Below are 17,546 nucleotides of genomic sequence, written 5' to 3'. Positions count from 1 at the left end.
GCCTACTGCAGCGACTTCAGCAGATTGTCGATCGTGAACGGATTGGACTTCGGCTTGGCCGGCGGCGGATTGTCGTTGGCTTCCGGCAGCGGCGCCCGCTCCACCTTCGGAGCCTGCTGCGCGGCCTTGCGTTCGGCCTCGAGCCTTGCCTTTTCCTGCGCCGCGATGCGCACAGCCTCTTCCGCCTTCTGCCGCTCCTGCTTGTCGACCTGCGCCTTGGCCGCCTCGTCGGCGGCTTGCTGTTCGGCAGCGGCCTTGGCGTCGGCGTCCGCCTTGGCTTTGGCATCGGCGTCCGCCTTTGCTTTCGCCTCCGCGTCGGCCTGAGCCTTGGCATCGGCATCGGCTTTCGCCTGGGCATCCGCTTCGGCCTTGGCCTTGGCGTCAGCCTCGGCTTTCAGCCGTGCTGCTTCCTCCTGCTTGCGCAATTCCTCGGCGGCCTTATCCCGTTCGGTCTTCAACGCCGCGTAGTAGCGCACCTCGCGCCGAAGCCGCTGCTTTTCCAGCAACGCGGCCTGCATCGCCTCGACGCGCTGCTGCTCTTTCTCCAGCGCGCGCTGGGTCAGGAACTGCGCCAGCGGCTCACTGTCGAATGCTCGTTTGACAGCGCCGAACGGCCCCTCGGCGGTGAAATTCACGACCGGCTCGGAGCCGACCAGTGCCTCGTCGCCAGGCCGATAGGTGATCGCACCCTTGGCCGACACCGTGGCCGCGTTGAGATCCGCCGTGACGTCGGCGGACAAGGTCGCCGCTGGATTTTCCAGGCTGACAGGCGGCGCCCGCAGCGTGCCGCCGGCGACCGTGAAGGCGACGTCGGTATCGCCAGCGGCGAAGCTGCCATTAGCGGCGATGTCAGGCGCAAAGCCGGCGGTCTTGGCCGCGTCGATGTCGCGCCCGATCGCATCCGCCTTGGCGAGGAACGCGCTGAACGCATCTGGATTGACACCAGCAACTTTCACGCCCTTCAACGCCGCCGTGCCGGAGCCCGACAAGGCGGCCACCATCCCTTCGACCGATTTGCCGCTGCTTGACAGCGCCGTCGAGAAATCGCCGATGCCGCTGATGCCGGCATCCGGCAGCACGGTCGCCAGATCGGCGCCCGCCAGTTTCATCTGGCCAGAGAACAGGCCGGTGCCGTCATTGTTCTTCAGTTCGAACAGGCCGGTGAGCGCCCCGCCCAGCAATTTCGCCTTCAAATCCGAAACGCGGATGCCTTCCTGGTCGAGCCTGAGCGAAAAGGCGGCATCATAGGCGGTGGCGAACCGACCGGCGGCGAGCGCTGCCGTCGTCAGGTCTAGGTCGGCGGTGAACGGCAGGTTGGATTTCTGGCTGAACGGTGTCGCCGGCCACACGCCACCCTTATTGGTTTCTTCCTTGTCGGCAAGAAAGGCGGAATCGCCGAACAGCGCCACCGCCATCGGATCGAGGTCGAGTTCGTCGAGCATCAGCGCCCCGGCCAGATGCGGCACGCCGGCCTTGCCGTCGACCCCCTCCTTTACATCGATATTGACGTCGCCGGACACCGCCGCTTCGTTGATGGCGCCGTTGAGTTCGTCCAGCACCAGCAGGCCGTTGCCATAGTCGCCCTGTGCCGAAAACGACGTCGACATGCCCGCCCCCATGCCCGGCAGGCCGATACCTGTCGTCATCAGCCATGGCTCGATGTCGGCGGCATCGAGGCTGAGCTTGCCCTTGGCGGCGAAGCCTTGCGGCGTATCGGCGATCGTCCCCTCGAAACCCGCCTTGAAGTCGTTGCCGGCAAGGCTGAAATTCGTCGTCAGGCCGCCACCAAGCGTTCCCTTGGCCTGAATGTCGGTGCTTGCCTCGCCCAGCATGCCGAGCGGCAGTGCCGGCAGGCCGTAGAGGGCCAGCAGCGTGGTGGCATCAGGGTTTTTGGCATTGAAGGTAAGCGCCACCGGCGCTTCGAGAAGCTTGTCCACTGCCCCCTTTCCCGACAGCGATGCGGAAAAGGCCGAGCCGCCGGCCTTGCCTTGTCCGCTCACCGCCAGGCCCGTGGTGCCGTCGCCATTGTCGGCCGCACTCGCCACGAGGTCGACACGCGCATCCTGGAACAGCTCGGGATAGGCTGCGGCACGGCTCGCCAGTCCCTTGAGCACGGCGCTGTCGGGATAATGCCGGGCGGCGACGTCGATCAGCGGCTTCAGATCGACGGCAACCACCGATGCATCGAGCTTGCCGGTCGGGCTCGCCGGGAAATCCTTGATCCTGCCGGTGGCGCTGATCGAGGCGCCGGCCAGCCCGCCCACCGACAGCCGGTCGATTTCGAGCAGTCCGTCGCGCAGCCTGAGCGCCGTGTCGACGGTATCCGCGGTCAACCCGCCAGCGTTGACCGGCCCTGCCTTGATCTGGAAATCGAGGTCGCGGTCGGCAAAGCGATTGGCGCCCTTGTCGCTGACGAAGATCGAGGCGAAGGCCGCCAGCCCGTCGACATCGAGGTCGCCCCCTTCGAGACGCATCAGCACTGAGGGCTTGGCATCGTCGGGCTGGCTGGAATCGATGCGGCCGGAAAACTTCGCCTTGCCCAGGATCAATTCGAGATCGCTGAAGGCCTGGCGCTTCTGCGAGAGGTCGACCTTGGCCTTGAAGCCGGCGGCAGGGAGACGGCGGATCGCCTCGTCGACATCCTTCGACAGCCAGGCGGCAAAGCCGGAGGGTTGCGCCACGGCCAGCAGCAGCGAACCGTTGAAGCCGAAATGACCCTCCAAATTGAGCACGAGCATGCCATCGGCTTCCAGCTTGGTGCGGCCGGGCAAGGTCGCGGCAAGCGATTTCACCGACCAGCCGCCATCGACCGGCTCGGCGGAAAGATGCACGTCGCGCACCGTGGTGTCGCCGACCACCACCGCCGGCAGCTTGACCTCGACGGTGCCGGGAATGGTCGGCTTCGGCATGTCGAGCAGCGCCTGCTCAAACGCCGCAATGCGCTGGTCCAGCGTCAGGCCGGCGCCGGCCTCGGCGCCCACCGCCTCGTCGAACTGCACCTGCGCGCCATTGGCCTCGATGGCGAAACTCGGTTTCAGCCCGAGATCGACAGAAGCCTTGCCATCGGCGATGTAGGGGTTGTCGAGCGGCCCGGTCTCGAAGCGGAACTCGTCGACACCGAGCTTCTCGTGGTCGAGCGAAAACTTGCCGTTCAGCCGAAAGCCCGGATCGGGCTTACCGGCCGAGACCTTCACCGTCTCGCCGTCGGTGCCGCGGAGTTCGGCGCTGTTCTTGTCGGCGCCGGAGATCTTGAACTGGCCGGAATAGACGGCGGCACCGTTGACGATGCCAGCATTGCCGTCGGCTTCGATGACCAGCGGATAGGCGTCGGGATCGGCCTTCAGCCGAAGCCGCATCTGCCCGTTGCCTTCGGCCTTGCCGGTGGAGGCAGTGACCGTGGTGCGAAGACCGTCGAGCCGCAGCGTGCCGTCCATGCGCCATGGCCCGGCCAGAGACTTGGCCGAGATGGTCGAATTGATCTCGGAAAACAGGTGGCTGCGCCCGCCGGCGGCATGGCGCAGTTCGATCTGCCCTTCCGTCACCGTCAGCTTCTCGATCGAGATCTGATTGAGGTCGAAGGGAGAGGACGGCCGCATCGCCCAGTCGACAGTGCCGTCATTGGCGATATCGATGGTCGCTTTCGGCCGCACCAGCCGCATATCGAAGATCAGCACTTCGCCGCGCAGGAAGGGCGCCAGTTCCGCATCCATCGAAAACGTCTCGACGGTCATGGCCGGCTGGCCATTGGGGCCGCCGGCGACGGCGACGTTGGAGAAGGTCACCGAGGGGAACGGCAACAGCCTTGCCGTGGCGTCGCCCTGCACGGTCACCTTGCGGCCGAGAATGGCGCTCGCCTCGCGCTCGAATTGGGCGCGATAGCCTGTCCAGTCGACAAAATACGGCACCACCAGCGCCGCACACAGCACCAGCACAAAAAGGCCACCAAAGATCACGAACAGGCGTGCGAGCATCAGCTCCGAACGGGTTGATTGAAATTCTGCCGCACTCTACCCGCATCCGCGTGTCGATAAAGAGGCAATTCATCCAGTGTTGCGCGATCCCGGATGATCTGAAACAAATCCCGGCGAAGCGGAGAATTCGGATGTCTGGAAAGAACTGGGATCGCGTGCCGATCGATGCGCAAAGTGTCGACGCCCCGCTGTCGCTTTCGGCGGTCTTTCTTGTCGTCACCGTCGCCAGCGGCCAGACCGCGCTCGCCAAGGTTGCCTCCGTGCTTGGCGGGATCGACGATCTCGTCAAAACCGTTGGATTTCGCGATCTTTCCGGGCGGCTTTCGTGCATTTCCGGCATCGGCCGCGATCTCTGGGATCGTCTTTCTCCAGATCGGCGGCCGCTGGAACTGAAACCGTTTGCGCCGATCAAGGGTGCCGTTCATTCGGCGCCTTCGACCGCCGGCGATCTTCTCTTCCACATCCGCTCCGAGCGGCCCGATATGTGCTTCGAGTTCGAGCGCATTCTGCTCGACAATCTCGGTGATGCCGTGAGCGTCGTCGACGAGGTTTCCGGTTTTCGCTATTTCGATGCCCGTGACCTGCTCGGCTTCGTCGACGGCACCGCCAACCCGACAGGCCTCGATTTGCCCGCCTCGGCACTCGTCGGTGATGAGGACGCCGACTTCGCCGGCGGCAGCTATGTCGTCGTCCAGAAGTACCTGCACGATCTCCAGGCATGGGGGCGGACGCCAACGCCTCTCCAGGAAGAAATCATCGGCCGCACCAAGATCGACAACATCGAAATCGATGATGACGACGCACCTCGCAAATCACACAAGTCGCTGGCCACCATCGAGGATGCCGATGGCAATGAGTACGACATATTGCGCGACAACATGCCGTTCGGCAGGCCGGGGCAAAAGGAGTTCGGCACCTACTTTATCGGCTACAGCAGGTATCTCTGGGTGATCGAGAGGATGCTGCAGCGAATGTACATCGGTGAGCCGCCGGGCGCTTACGACCGGCTGCTCGATTTCTCGACGCCGCACACCGGCACGACGTTCTTCGCGCCAACCCGCCCCATGCTGCAAACCCTTGTTGAGGGCGCATAGAAGACGCCTGCGACCGCACGGCAGGCCGGCGTCCCAACGATTTCACCCGGCGATTGTCAGAACCCTCAGCGTGCGTCGCGCTTTGCTTGCGCCACCTTGGCCGCCTTGCGCTGCCGGCCAAGCTCCATCGGTCGGACGAGGTCTTGCGCCCTCTGGTTTGCCACCGACCGCATCCCCTTGCGCGCGGTGCGCGAATTGAAAGCAGGGCCTTCCGGCGTCGCCCCTTGCTTCATGACAAATGCCTTGCGCGCGTTTTCGATCAGCGAAACGCTGGCCGCCAGCTGCCGGCGCCGCTCGGCCTCGCCATTCAGCCGCCGCATGGTCATGGCCAGCACCGCAAGCTTTGTCTGCGAACCGCCATCGGACTTTGAGGGCGCGGCGCCTTTCGGCGCTCCCTTGCCGCGTATCTCACGCCGGCGGCGGTGTGCTTGGGTCTGCGCCTTGTCGCGCCGCTCCCGCACAGCTTGACCAGGCCGGCAAGATCGGCGTCGGAAAGCTCCTGCACCGCCGGGTGGTGCGATTTCTCCACCAGTTCCTGTTCGTCCGCGCTCAGCGCACGCGCCGCTTCCTTGCGTGAAATCGCCATGAAGTCGTTCCTCCGTTGGTGGAGCTTGCCTCTTCCGCTCGTCCCAGGCCGAAGTCTGCGTCCAAACGACGGTCCGATCAAGGTACAAGGAAATCCCGGTGATCAACCACGCCCCAAAAGCCGTGAGAAAAATCCCGTTGGCTTGACACGGCGCGTGGGAACAGCATGACCGACACTTTCCATCAGCGCCGGCAGTACCGCCCCCTGATGAAGGCTGGCCGAAAAGTTCTCGGTGATGAATTCCAGCGTCGAATCGTGGAACGTGAGTACAAAGTGCTGATAACCGGAAAACAGCTCCGGTGTATGGGATGTATGAACCCGATTTGCCTTTTCGAAGGAGGAGATCCAGGTAGAATTGAGAACTTCGAACGCGGAATAAGGTTGCAGCCCAAGTCCATAGAGACGGTGCCCGCTGATGGCTTCGTCGTTCGACGGGCCGAATTGCAACGCCAGATAGGGTTCTGCCGTTAGGATTACGATCGATTGATCGCCGGTCACAGACGAGATCGAGCGTGGATTCGTGCCGTCGAATTTTGGATCCGGTCTGTGGGCGACGTAAGCAACGAGCAGCCTGCGCTCATCGGCGAAGACATGAGGCAAAGGCGCGCCGGCGGACGATGGCGGCACGTCGATCGGCAGCAGTGTCTCGCTTGAGGCCACTCCTCTATTTCCACGCCATCCGCAAGATCTTGCCAGGGTTCATGATATCAAGCGGATCCAGCGCCTGCTTGATGGTGCGCATGATGTCGACGCCGTGGCCTAGCTCATGGCGCAGGAAGCCGATCTTGCCTTGGCCGATGCCGTGCTCGCCGGTGCAGGTGCCGTCCATGGCGATCGCCCGCATGTTGAGCCGCGCGACGAACTTTTCCGACAACGCGATCTCCCTGGGATCGTTGACATCCATCAGCACCAGCACGTGAAAATTGCCGTCGCCGGCGTGGCCGACGATCGGCGCGATCAGACCCATCTCTTCTATGTCGGCCTCGGTTTCCAGCACACATTCGGCAAAGCGCGAGATCGGCACGCAGACATCGGTCGACAGCCCCTTGGCGCCCGGCCGCAGTGTCAGCGACGACCAGTAGGCGTCATGCCTGGCCTTCCACAGTTTGGTGCGCTCCTCGGCGACGCTGGTCCACAGGAACGGCCCGCCGCCATTCTCTTCCGCGATCATGCCAAAGGTCTCGGCCTGTTCGGCAACACCGGCATCGCTACCATGAAACTCGACGAACAGGCACGGGCTCTCGGGATAGTCGAGCTTGGAATAATTCTTCATCGCCCGCATCTGCAGCGCGTTGACCAGTTCGATGCGCGCCACCGGGATGCCCATCTGGATCGTCGCGATGACAGCGTTGCAGGCCGCCTCGACGCTCGGAAACGGGCAGACGCCGCCGGAGATCGCCTGCGGGATGCCTTGCAGCTTCAAGGTCAGCGAGGTGATGATGCCGAGCGTGCCTTCCGAGCCGACCAGCAGCCGCGTCAGATCATAGCCGGCCGAGCTCTTTTTCGCCCGCTTGCCGGTCGTCACCGTCTCGCCGTCGGCCATGACGGCGGTCAACGACAGCACGTTCTCGCGCATCGTGCCGTAGCGCACCGCGTTGGTGCCGGAGGCCCGCGTTGCGGCCATGCCGCCGAGCGAGGCATTGGCGCCGGGGTCGATCGGAAAGAACAGTCCGGTGTCGCGCAGATGCCGGTTCAAATCCTCGCGGGTGACGCCGGGTTCGACCGTGCAGTCGAGATCCTGTGGATTGACCGCCAGGATACGGTTCATGCGCGATGTGTCGACCGATATGCCGCCGCCCGGTGCGTTGGTATGGCCTTCCAGCGAGGAGCCGACGCCGAAGGCGATCACCGGCACGCGGTGCGCAGCGCAGGCGCGCACGATCTCCTGCACCTCGGCGGTCGTCTCCGGAAACGCGACGCCGTCAGGCGCCTGCGTCGGAATATAGGTGGTGGTATGCGCGTGCTGCGAGCGGATCGCCTGACCGGTCTGGAATCGCTCGCCAAGCTGTTGCTTGAGAATGCCGAGCACCGCAGCGATGCCTTCCTCGTTGCGTTCGACCGGGTTGAGGTCGCTCAGAGCCATGAATTCCTCCGCGAATGGACCAGTGTCCACGCTTGTTATGCGATTATGGATGCGTAGTCTTACCCGCCACGCTCTGTCCAGCGCCAGAACAAGGAAGTTTCGATGCCCATCCCCACTCCCTTCGTCTCGAAACCCATGGACATCGAGAAGGACTGGATCGACTACAACGGCCATCTCAACATGGCCTATTACAACGTGCTGTTCGACCGCTGCTCGGACGGTGCCTTCGAGGCAATGGGCATGGGACCGAACTATGCCAAGGATCGTCGCCTGACCATCTACACGGCCGAAGTCCATGTCTGCTACGTGCAGGAGCTGCATCTCGAGCACAAGGTCACGGTCTCCTTCCAGCTCATCGACCACGACGACAAGCGGCTGCGGGCCTACCAGGAAATCCGCCATGTCGACGGCTGGCTGGCCGCGACTTCCGAATCGCTGTCGCTGCATGTCGACATGTCCGGGCCGAAGGTGGCGCCCTTCCCCGCCGATGTGCTGGCCAGGGTCGAAGCCATGCGCGCCGCCCATTCGGCACTGCCGATGCCGGAACGGGCCGGCCGTTCGATCAGCATCAAACGCAAATAGGGCGAAGCCGACACCTTCTCGTTCCCGGCTTCAAAGCCACACCCGCAATCTAAAATCGCAGAACCCTGCCGTCGGCCGGCAGCAATGCTTGAAGCGGCGCGGCGCCCTCGTTAACCTTACCAAGGTTTTAACGGGAACAAGCCATCTGAGCCGTTGCGCGACTCAGCGGGTCGGTCGAAAACGATCCGCATCGAGGTAGCGACACGGGCGGCGCGGCGCCGGTTCGAGGAAAGTGCATGAAAACCGACATCAAGGTCGAAGTGGACAGGCTGGCCGCCGATCCGCGCATCACCGACTATGATTTCTGGCGCTCGCTCAAGAACGTCAACAACGAGATCTTCCACATCGCCAACAACAATGAGCCGATCCCGTTCGACATGATCCGCTGGCGCGCCATCCTGAAGCAGGCGCGCATGAAGCGCGGCCACGCATAGGTTCCTCTCCCGTAGGTCAAGCCTGGCGCCTCAACGCTCCCAGCGCCGAGCGCGCCACCACCGGCGACGACTGGATGATCGCCGTATTGGTCATCGCATAAGGAATGATGCGGTCGATCACCCGCTCGAGTTCGGCCACCGAGCCGACATGCGCCAGCGCGATGAAACAATCCTCTCCGGTCACCCGGTCGCATTGCACGATCTCCGGCAGTTCGCGGATGATCTCGGCCACGACGGCCAGTTGCCCCGGCACCGGCCGGATGCGCAGCCATGCCGACAGCGGCAGGCCGAGTGCCGCCGGGTTGATCCTGACCGAATAGGCCTCGATGACGCCGCTTTCCTGCAGCCGCTTGATGCGCTCGGCCACGCTCGGCGCCGACAGACCGACTGAGCGTGCCAGCTCCGCCGTGCTGGTGCGCGCGTCCTTCTCCAGCAGACGCAGGATCTTCATGTCAGAGACATCGAGGTCGGCACTTTCAGTTCGAAGGCGCTTCATGGGAAATTCCTTGCTTCTGAGAGGAATCTCGCCAGACGAGCCCATCATCACTCATATAAACCGGCAAATATGCCTGCGATACTGATCCGGTGGATGATCAAACGCAAGCTCTTACGGCAGATCCTGCCCCGGGCAACCCCACCCTGGCCAGGCCGACGGCAAAATTGCCGCCGCATGTCTGGTTCGCCGTCAGCGCCGTCTTCCACTATCTCGGGCCGGCCTTCGCCGTGCTGCTTTTCCCGCATGTCGGCGTGCTCGGCATGGCGTGGCTGCGCATCGCCACGGCAGCACTCATCTTCGCGCCGCTGACCCGTCCATGGCGAAGCTTCGCCCGCGCCGATCGCTCGACAAGACTGCTGTTGCTGGCCTTCGGCACCTGTCTGGCGGTGATGAACTGTTCGTTCTACCTGGCGCTCGACCGCCTGCCGATCTCGCTGGTGGCGGCGATCGAATTCGTCGGCACCATCGGCGTCGCGGCGATCGGCCTCAGGAGCCCGCGCAATCTTGCCGCCCTTGTCGTCGCCGTCGCTGGCACCTTGCTGCTCATCGACGTCAGATGGTCCGACAATCCCATCGGGCTGTGCTGGGCCTTCCTCAACGGCGCGCTGTTTGTCGGCTACATCGTGCTCGGCCACCGCGTTGCCGCGTCTGGCGTAGGCGCCGGCATCGCCGGCCTGGGTGCTGCCATGGCGATCGCCTTCATCGTCGTGCTGCCGATCGGCCTCACCGATGCGCTGCCGGCCTTTTTCTCACTGCCGCTGCTGTTCGCCGCCATCGGCGTCGGCATCTGTTCCTCTGTCATTCCCTACATCTGCGACCAGCTCGCCATGTCGCGGCTGCCACGCGCCAGCTTCGCGCTGATGCTGTCGCTGCTGCCCGTCACCGCGACGCTGATCGGCGTCGTCGTGCTGCGCCAGATTCCGAGTTTTACCGATTGCCTCGGCATTGCGCTGGTGGTCGCCGGCGTCGCCTTCCACAAGCCGGCGAACACGGATTAGACGAACGCCCTATGCCAGTTTCTGCTTGAGGAAGGCGATCGTTCTGCCCCAGGCGAGGTCCGCTGCCTTCTTGTCGTAGCGCGCTGCCGACGTGTCGTTGTTGAAGGCATGGTTGGCGCCTTCATAGACATAGACCGTGTATTCGACATGCGCCGCGTCGAGTTCCTTCTTGAAGGCGTCGATGCCGGCATTGATGCGCTCGTCCAGTCCGCCATAGTGCAACAGCAAGGCCGCCTTGATCTTGGATACATCGGCGGCCTTCGGCTGCATGCCGTAATAGGCAACGCCGGCACTGAGATCGGGCGCGTTGATCGCCAGCATGTTGACCGTGCCGCCACCCCAGCAGAAGCCGATGGCGCCGACCTTGCCGTTGCCGTCCTTGTCGCTCTTGAGGAAAGCGACGGTCGCGACACCGTTGGCGATGGTCTGCGCCGGATCGAGCTTGGCGAACATGTCGCGCGCCTTGTCTTCATCGGTTGGCGTTCCGCCGAGCGGCGACAGGAAATCCGGCGCCAGCGCCACGAACCCCTCCAGCGCCACGCGTCGCGTCACATCGCGGATATGCGGGTTGAGCCCCCTGTTCTCATGCACGACGATCACCGTCCCAAGCTTGCCCGCCTTGTCCGCCGGCTTGACCAGGTAGCCCTTCATCTCGCCGCTGCTGCCGGGATAGCTGATGTCCTCGCCCTTCACCCGCGGATCGTTGTCGGCGACAACAGCCGCTTGCGCCGAATTTGCCGCCAGAAGCGGCGCGATCGCGGCGGCCGCCGCACCCGATCCGGCAAGCCGGGTCAACTGCTCCATGAACCGGCGGCGATCGAGCGTCAGATGCGTATATTCGTCATAGGCGTCGATCATCGCCTGGGTGATGGCGGGCTTGGCGTCGGGTTTCGTCATGGATGGGGTCCTCTGCTTCGGGCTTTAGTTCCCAGCTACATAGGGACCAAGCCGGCATGATCCAGTCGAGCACTCATCGCGGCCGCCGATTGCCTCAGGGCGCAGGGCGCCGGCCGCGCCCGAGCAGTAAAGCCGGCGCCATGCGCGGCCATGTCATCACTTTTTGGTCATTGGCGATAAATCCTGCTGGCGCTGCCACAATCGTGAGGGAAGGTGGCTATCGACCAGTATCTGGCCGTGTGCCCACACGTCAGACCCAGAAGGAAGCGATGACCATGACCATGCCTTCCCCGATCCTCGCCAGCGCGCTCGTCCTTGCGGCGACCGCCGCTTTGGCCCTGTGCTCGATGGTTCTGAACGCAGGCAGACGATCGTTGATCAGGGTCCGCACTGAGCGGAACCGCAACACGAAAACCCAGGGCTGAGTGACGCCATGAACGTCCAGGATATCGTCAACACCGTCTCGCAGAAGGCGGGCCTCGACCAGATGACGACGCAGAAAGTCGTCGGCACCATTTTCTCGGTGCTCGAACACGAGGCGGAGGGCACAAGCGCCTCGGCGTTCTTCGCCAAGATCCCCGGCGCCGACGACCTCGCCCATCAATATGACGTCATGGCCGCCGCTCCGGCCGGCGGTGGCGGTTTTCTGTCGTCGCTGCAGGGCGCGCTTGGCGGCGTTCTCGGCGAGAAGGCCGGCGCGCTGATCAACGGCGTCGCCGCACTCAAGGCATCCGGGCTCGACATGGCGCAGATCCAGAAGGCCGGCGCGACGCTGATCCAGCAGGCCGAAGCCGCCGCCGGCCCCGACCTGACCAACAAGGTGCTCGGCTCGGTGCCCAGCCTGAAGGGCCATCTGGGGATTGGCTGATCGACAATCGGGCCGATCGGAAGGTTTGCCGCCCCTCATCGCCCAGTCGGGCACGTTTCCCCGTCACTATGCGGGGGAAAGATACCGGCACAGATGATGGTCGGCGCGACCTCTGAGAGATCGCGCCCCCCTGCGCCCCTACTTCGGCAGCGCGTAGGCCATCACATAGTCCCCAGGCTTGGTGCCGACCGAACCGTGGCCACCGGCGACGATGACCACGAACTGGCGGCCGTCGGCGACCGTATAGGTCATCGGCGTCGATTGCCCGCCGGCCGGCAGCCGCGCCTGCCACAGCTGCTTGCCCGACGTCAGGTCGTAGGCGCGCAGATAGTCGTCGACCGCGGCCCCGAGGAAGGCGACGCCACCGGCGGTGATCATCGGCCCGCCGATGCCGGGCACGCCGACCTTCAGCGGCAGCGGCAGCGGCGTCATGTCGTAGACGGTGCCGTTGCGGTGCTTGTAGGCGATCTTGCCGGTCCTGAGATCGGCGCCGGCGACATAGCCCCAGGGCGGCGCCTGGCAAGGAATGCCGAGCGGCGACAGGAACGGCCCCATCACCACCGCATAGGGCGCACCCTCGTTGCGGTTCAGCCCCTGCTCGCTGCCGCGCCCTTCGTCCGGCGGCGGCACCTGATCGCGCGGAATGAGCTCCGACTTGAACGCCAGATAGGTCGGCATGCCGAACAGCACCTGCCGGACCGGGTCGACGGCAATGCCGCCCCAGTTGAAGGTGCCGAAATTGCCGGGATAGATCAGCGAGCCCTGGACGGAAGGCGGCGTATAGCGCCCCTCATAGCGCAGGCCCTGGAATTCGATCCGGCAGGCCAACTGGTCGAACATGGTTAGGCCCCACATGTCGGCGCCGGTGAGCGGCTTCGGCATGAAGGTAAGGTCGGAGACCGGCTGCGTTGGCGATGTGTGGTCACCTTCGATCGCGCCGCCGGGCGCCGGCACTTCGTTGACCGCAATGACCGGCTCGCCGGTGCGGCGGTCGAGCACATAGAGGTCGCCCTGCTTGGTCGGCCCGACCAGCGCCGGCACCACCGTGCCGTCGGGTTTGGTGATGTCGATCAGGCTCGGCTGCGCCGGCACGTCCATGTCCCAGAGATCGTGGTGCACGGTCTGCCGCACCCAGCGCACCTGCCCGGTGTTAAGGTCGAGCGCGGTGATCGACGACGAGAACTTCTCGACATTGGCACTGCGCCCGGCGCCGAGCTGGTCCGGCGTCTGGTTGCCGAGCGGCACGTAGAGCAGGCCGAGCTTCTCGTCGGCGCTCGGCGTCGACCACATGTTGGGCGAGTTGGCGGTATAGGTCTGGCCGGCCGGCAGCGGCGTCGTCTGGTCCGGATTGCCGGAATCCCAGTTCCAAACTAGCGCGCCGGTGGCGGCGTCGTAGGCGCGGATGACGCCGGACGGCTCCTGCGTCGAATAATTGTCGTTGACCGCGCCGCCGACGATGATCTTGCCGCCTGAGATCAGCGGGGCCGAGGTCGAGTAATAATAGCCCGACTTCGGATAGGGCATGTTGGTCAGAAGGTTCAGCGTGCCGCCCTCGGCAAAAGCCGGGCAGATCTGCCCGTTGGCGGCATCGAGCGCGATCAGCCGCGCGTCCGAGGTCGGCAGGTAGACGCGGGTCGCACAGGGCTGCCCGGCGGCGCCGGCGGCATCGGCGTAATAGGCCACGCCGCGGCAGGTCTGGTGCTGGCGGTCCTTGTCGAGCTTGACCTTGGGATCGAAGCGCCATTTCTCCTTGCCGCTCGCGGCATCGATTGCGATGGCGAAATTATGCGGCGTGCAGATGTAGAGCGTGTCGCCGATCTTCAGCGGCGTCACCTGATAGGTGGTCTCGCCGACATCGTCGGGACCCTTCACGTCGCCGGTCTGGTAGGTCCAGGCGGGCTGCAGCTTGGCGACATTGTCCGGTGTGATCTGGTCGAGCGGCGAATAGCGCTGGCCGAACTGCGTGCGGCCGTAATAGTGCCATTCGCCGGCCGGCACATCATTGCCGAGATTGGCGTTGGCGACCACCTTGTCGGTGCCGAGTTCGCCGGCAATATCCTTCGGATCCGAAGTCATCGAATAACCGGCGACGGCTAATGATGCCAGCACGGCAAGGATCAGCGGCGCGCGTGCGTCAGGACCGACAAGACCCCGCCTCGCCCACGGCATCAGCAGCCACAAAGCGAGAAGCACGATGATGCCGCCGCGAGGCCCGAGTTCCCACCAGTCGAAGCCGGTTTCCCAGACCGCCCAGGCCAACGTGCCGAGCACGATCACCGCGTAGAGCCACAAAGCAGTCGACCTGCGCCGGTAAAGCAGCCAGGCGGCGATCAGGAAGGCAAGGCCAGCAACGACATAGTACCAGCTGCCGCCCAGCATCGCCAGGCGGATACCGCCGCCGCCGAGTGCCAGGCCGATGAGGAAAAGAATGAGGGAGGTGATGGTGACAGCCAAGATGATACTCCTTCGACTGTTGCGCTTTGCGGCGCTGCCATGGCAACCCGGCATTGCGTCGCTGCCCGAAGCACAACTTTCTCCCGACGGTCCCGCCTGTCAAGCATGGGCCTCAAGCGCAGGCGGTAATGGTCCATCGCCATTGGGATAACATCGACCGCACTGGGAGCGTGGGCAGCAATCGGGCACTTTAGCGGAACAAAACGTAGACAGTTCTGGTCTTTCCCCACCGAATCACTACATTCGGGGCAATGTCCGGCTTTTCCGAAGACATGCCCTTTTTCGACGAACCCAATGCGCGGCCCACGGCCCCGTCGGGCATCGCCGCGCGCGCCATGGCTGCCCGCAGCGGTCAAAACAACGCACCCGACTACCTGAAGGGCCTCAACCCGGAGCAGCGGCTAGCTGTTGAAACCACCGAAGGTCCGGTTCTGGTGCTGGCCGGAGCGGGCACCGGCAAGACCCGCGTGCTCACCACCCGCATCGCCCACATCCTCGCCACCGGCAAGGCGTTCCCGTCGCAGATCCTCGCGGTGACCTTCACCAACAAGGCCGCGCGCGAGATGAAGATCCGCATTGGCGTGCTGATCGGCGAAGGCAATGTCGAGGGCATGCCATGGCTCGGCACCTTCCACTCGATCGGCGTGAAGCTGCTTCGCAGACATGCCGAACTCGCCGGTTTGCGCTCCGACTTCACCATCCTCGACACCGACGACGTCGTGCGGCTGATCAAGCAGTTGATCCAAGCCGAAGGTCTGGACGACAAGCGCTGGCCGGCCAAGCAGTTCGCCCAGATGATCGACGGCTGGAAGAACAAGGGGCAAGGCCCGGCCGACATCGCCGAGGGCGACGCCCGCGCCTTCGCCAACGGCAAGGGCCGCGAACTCTACAAGGCCTATCAGGAGCGGCTGAAGACGCTGAACGCCTGCGATTTCGGCGACCTGCTGTGCCACCCGATCCGCATCTTCCGCGCCAATCCGGACGTGCTGAAGGAATACCACAGGCGCTTCAAATACATCCTCGTCGACGAGTATCAGGACACCAATACCGCGCAGTACATGTGGCTGCGCCTCCTGGCGCAGCGGCCTCAAGGCAAGCCGATCTCCCCCCTTGAGGGGGAGATGTCCGGCAGGACAGAGGGGGGCGCCTCGCGCCGACAGGCTGGAGGGACAGCGCCCCCCTCTGTCGCCTCCGGCGACATCTCCCCCTCTAGGGGGGAGATTGGGCGCTCTTCGGCCGAAACCCGCGCCACCGTAAACATCTGCTGCGTCGGCGACGACGATCAGTCGATCTATGGCTGGCGCGGTGCCGAGATCGACAACATCCTGCGCTTCGACAAGGATTTTCCCGGCGCCACCATCATCCGGCTGGAGCGCAACTACCGCTCGACCGCGCACATCCTTGGCGCTGCCTCCCACCTCATCGCCCACAATGAGGGCCGCTTCGGCAAGACGCTGTTCACGGACCGCAACGATCCCGAAGACGGCAAGGTGCATGTCCACGCCGCCTGGGATTCCGAGGAAGAAGCGCGCGCCGTCGGCGAGACCATCGAGACCTACCAGCGGCAAAAGCACAATCTCAACGACATGGCGATCCTGGTCCGCGCCTCCTTCCAGATGCGGGAGTTCGAGGACCGCTTCGTCACGCTCGGCCTCAACTACCGCGTCATCGGCGGCCCGCGCTTCTACGAGCGCATGGAGATCCGCGATGCGCTGGCCTTCTTCCGCGTCGTCGCGCAAGGCGCCGACGACCTCGCCTTCGAGCGCATCGTTAATGTGCCGAAGCGCGGCCTGGGCGAAGCCACCATCCGCCAGATCCACGACACCGCGCGTGCGCTGCGCATCCCGATGCTGGAGGCCGCCGCCAAGCTCGCCGAAAGCGACGAGCTGAAGCCGAAGCCGCGCGCGGCCTTGCGCGAAGTGGCCGCCAATTTCGAGCGCTGGCAAAAGGCCCTGGAAACCACACCGCACACCGAACTCGCCGAGACCATTCTCGAAGAGAGCGGCTACACCGACATGTGGAAGAACGACCGCTCGGTCGAAGCGCCCGGCCGGCTGGAAAACCTGAAAGAGCTGATCCGCTCTATGGAGGAGTACGAATCGCTGCGCTCCTTCCTCGAGCATGTCGCACTGGTCATGGACGCCGAGCAGAATGCCGGGCTCGACGCCGTCTCGATCATGACGCTGCATTCGGCCAAGGGCCTCGAATTCGAGACCGTCTTCCTGCCCGGCTGGGAGGAAGGCCTGTTCCCGCACCAGCGTGCGCTGGATGAAGGCGGCCGCTCCGGGCTGGAGGAAGAGCGCCGCCTTGCCTATGTCGGCCTGACCCGCGCCAAGAAGAACCTGCATCTTTGGTTCGTCTCCAACCGCCGCATCCACGGCCTGTGGCAGTCGACCATCCCGTCGCGCTTCCTCGAAGAATTGCCGAACGCCCATGTCGAGGTCGCTGAAAGCGGCAACAGCTACGGCGGCTACGGCAATTCCTATGGCGGCGGTTCCTTTGCCTCCGGCCGCGGCGGCCAGGGCGCCGGACGGCAGAACCCCTATGGCGCCTCGCGCTTCGACACTGTCGGCGCCGACGCCGAAAAATCCGGCGCCTTCTCCAACACCTATGCCACACCGGGCTGGCAGCGCGCGCAGGCCAACCGCACCGAGGCCACCGACCGCAATTGGGGCTCGCGCTCCGGCCATCAGGTCGAGCGCATCGGCTATGGCGAGACGGACAGCGGCTACGGCGCCGGCCGCACTTCGGTCAAGGGCCGCACCATCGACGGCGAACTGGTCGCCAAATCCGTCGCCGACAAGCCGTCCCCCTTCAGCGTCGGCGACCGCGTCTTCCACCAGAAATTCGGCAACGGCAACATATCGGCAATAGAAGGCAATAAGCTGACCATCGACTTCGACAAGGCCGGCCAGAAACGCGTGCTGGACGGGTTTGTGGCGGCGGTGTGAAGATGGCGTTTTCCCGCGGACAGCTCCCACCTTCGTCATCCACGGGCGGAGCAGGAGCGAAGCGACGTCGCGGAGACCCGGGGATCCATGCCGTGACCTTGGCCGTGGAGTGCAGCGGAGCAGAATTCTGCA

13 protein-coding genes and 1 pseudogene are annotated in these 17,546 nt (G+C 64.4%); 7 read left to right on the top strand and 7 right to left on the bottom strand.

The features are described 5' to 3' along the window. Positions 1-2 precede the first annotated feature (2 nt). Entirely contained in the window at positions 3-3,971 is a 3,969-nt protein-coding gene (locus AC0L2U_RS00900; protein WP_127810025.1) for an AsmA family protein, read from the bottom strand. Positions 3,972-4,102: 131 nt separating this feature from the next. Between AC0L2U_RS00900 and AC0L2U_RS00895 the strand changes: the two genes are divergently transcribed. Next, positions 4,103-5,065, top strand: coding sequence for a Dyp-type peroxidase (locus tag AC0L2U_RS00895; protein ID WP_127810024.1), 963 nt, complete (start codon positions 4,103-4,105; stop codon positions 5,063-5,065). Positions 5,066-5,130: 65 nt separating this feature from the next. Here AC0L2U_RS00895 and AC0L2U_RS00890 read toward each other — a convergent pair. The 3 genes and pseudogenes from AC0L2U_RS00890 to AC0L2U_RS00880 form a co-directional block, all read right to left on the bottom strand. Beyond that, positions 5,131-5,651: pseudogene (locus tag AC0L2U_RS00890) on the bottom strand (hypothetical protein). A gap of 102 nt (positions 5,652-5,753) precedes the next feature. Beyond that, on the bottom strand, positions 5,754-6,311 hold the full coding sequence (locus tag AC0L2U_RS00885; RefSeq protein ID WP_127810022.1) for a hypothetical protein: 558 nt from the start codon (positions 6,309-6,311) through the stop codon (positions 5,754-5,756). 4 nt (positions 6,312-6,315) lie between these two features. After that, complete coding sequence (locus AC0L2U_RS00880) at positions 6,316-7,734, bottom strand: FAD-binding oxidoreductase (protein WP_473601290.1); 1,419 nt, start codon at positions 7,732-7,734, stop codon at positions 6,316-6,318. A 102-nt stretch (positions 7,735-7,836) separates the two neighbouring features. Between AC0L2U_RS00880 and AC0L2U_RS00875 the strand changes: the two genes are divergently transcribed. Beyond that, the gene (locus AC0L2U_RS00875; protein ID WP_127810020.1) at positions 7,837-8,316 is read left to right on the top strand and encodes a thioesterase family protein; all 480 of its coding nucleotides are present in this window, start codon (positions 7,837-7,839) and stop codon (positions 8,314-8,316) included. Positions 8,317-8,552: 236 nt separating this feature from the next. Then, a complete protein-coding gene (locus AC0L2U_RS00870) occupies positions 8,553-8,750 on the top strand; it encodes a hypothetical protein (RefSeq protein ID WP_013531006.1) in 198 nt (65 codons plus the stop codon). A 16-nt stretch (positions 8,751-8,766) separates the two neighbouring features. Here AC0L2U_RS00870 and AC0L2U_RS00865 read toward each other — a convergent pair whose 3' ends face one another. Next, positions 8,767-9,246: an Lrp/AsnC family transcriptional regulator gene (locus AC0L2U_RS00865; protein ID WP_127810019.1), complete on the bottom strand. Its 480-nt coding sequence runs from the start codon at positions 9,244-9,246 to the stop codon at positions 8,767-8,769. A gap of 89 nt (positions 9,247-9,335) precedes the next feature. Between AC0L2U_RS00865 and AC0L2U_RS00860 the strand changes: the two genes are divergently transcribed. After that, a complete protein-coding gene (locus tag AC0L2U_RS00860; RefSeq protein WP_127397813.1) occupies positions 9,336-10,244 on the top strand; it encodes an EamA family transporter in 909 nt (302 codons plus the stop codon). A 9-nt stretch (positions 10,245-10,253) separates the two neighbouring features. Here AC0L2U_RS00860 and AC0L2U_RS00855 read toward each other — a convergent pair whose 3' ends face one another. Continuing rightward, on the bottom strand, positions 10,254-11,141 hold the full coding sequence (locus tag AC0L2U_RS00855) for a dienelactone hydrolase family protein (RefSeq protein WP_127810018.1): 888 nt from the start codon (positions 11,139-11,141) through the stop codon (positions 10,254-10,256). Between the two features lie 269 nt (positions 11,142-11,410). On the opposite strand from AC0L2U_RS00855, the gene AC0L2U_RS00850 reads away from it, so the two are divergent. Continuing rightward, positions 11,411-11,566, top strand: coding sequence for a hypothetical protein (locus AC0L2U_RS00850; protein ID WP_164873690.1), 156 nt, complete (start codon positions 11,411-11,413; stop codon positions 11,564-11,566). Between the two features lie 8 nt (positions 11,567-11,574). Continuing rightward, positions 11,575-12,009, top strand: a complete 435-nt coding sequence (locus tag AC0L2U_RS00845) for a hypothetical protein (RefSeq protein WP_473601289.1) — start codon at positions 11,575-11,577, stop codon at positions 12,007-12,009. Positions 12,010-12,147: 138 nt separating this feature from the next. On the opposite strand, the gene AC0L2U_RS00840 is transcribed toward AC0L2U_RS00845, so the two are convergent. Then, the gene (locus tag AC0L2U_RS00840; protein ID WP_127810016.1) at positions 12,148-14,463 is read right to left on the bottom strand and encodes a glucose/quinate/shikimate family membrane-bound PQQ-dependent dehydrogenase; all 2,316 of its coding nucleotides are present in this window, start codon (positions 14,461-14,463) and stop codon (positions 12,148-12,150) included. 251 nt (positions 14,464-14,714) lie between these two features. On the opposite strand from AC0L2U_RS00840, the gene AC0L2U_RS00835 reads away from it, so the two are divergent. Then, positions 14,715-17,414 carry an ATP-dependent helicase gene (locus AC0L2U_RS00835; RefSeq protein ID WP_128288503.1) on the top strand — a complete coding sequence of 900 codons (2,700 nt, stop codon included), beginning with the start codon at positions 14,715-14,717 and terminating at the stop codon, positions 17,412-17,414. Positions 17,415-17,546: the final 132 nt, after the last annotated feature.

It is taken from the genome of Mesorhizobium sp. WSM4808, assembly GCF_055811675.1.
The sequence above is the reverse complement of the archived record's forward strand: the minus strand, read 5'-3'. Positions and strand labels throughout refer to the sequence as shown.

Excerpts from the sequence above, each read along its gene's own strand:
- AC0L2U_RS00900 (WP_127810025.1), bottom strand. The coding sequence starts at position 3,971 with ATGCTCGCACGCCTGTTCGTGATCTTTGGTGGCCTTTTTGTGCTGGTG.
- AC0L2U_RS00895 (WP_127810024.1), top strand. The coding sequence starts at position 4,103 with ATGTCTGGAAAGAACTGGGATCGCGTGCCGATCGATGCGCAAAGTGTC.
- AC0L2U_RS00880 (WP_473601290.1), bottom strand. The coding sequence starts at position 7,734 with ATGGCTCTGAGCGACCTCAACCCGGTCGAACGCAACGAGGAAGGCATC.
- AC0L2U_RS00875 (WP_127810020.1), top strand. The coding sequence starts at position 7,837 with ATGCCCATCCCCACTCCCTTCGTCTCGAAACCCATGGACATCGAGAAG.
- AC0L2U_RS00870 (WP_013531006.1), top strand. The coding sequence starts at position 8,553 with ATGAAAACCGACATCAAGGTCGAAGTGGACAGGCTGGCCGCCGATCCG.
- AC0L2U_RS00865 (WP_127810019.1), bottom strand. The coding sequence starts at position 9,246 with ATGAAGCGCCTTCGAACTGAAAGTGCCGACCTCGATGTCTCTGACATG.
- AC0L2U_RS00855 (WP_127810018.1), bottom strand. The coding sequence starts at position 11,141 with ATGACGAAACCCGACGCCAAGCCCGCCATCACCCAGGCGATGATCGAC.
- AC0L2U_RS00850 (WP_164873690.1), top strand. The coding sequence starts at position 11,411 with ATGACCATGACCATGCCTTCCCCGATCCTCGCCAGCGCGCTCGTCCTT.
- AC0L2U_RS00845 (WP_473601289.1), top strand. The coding sequence starts at position 11,575 with ATGAACGTCCAGGATATCGTCAACACCGTCTCGCAGAAGGCGGGCCTC.
- AC0L2U_RS00835 (WP_128288503.1), top strand. The coding sequence starts at position 14,715 with ATGTCCGGCTTTTCCGAAGACATGCCCTTTTTCGACGAACCCAATGCG.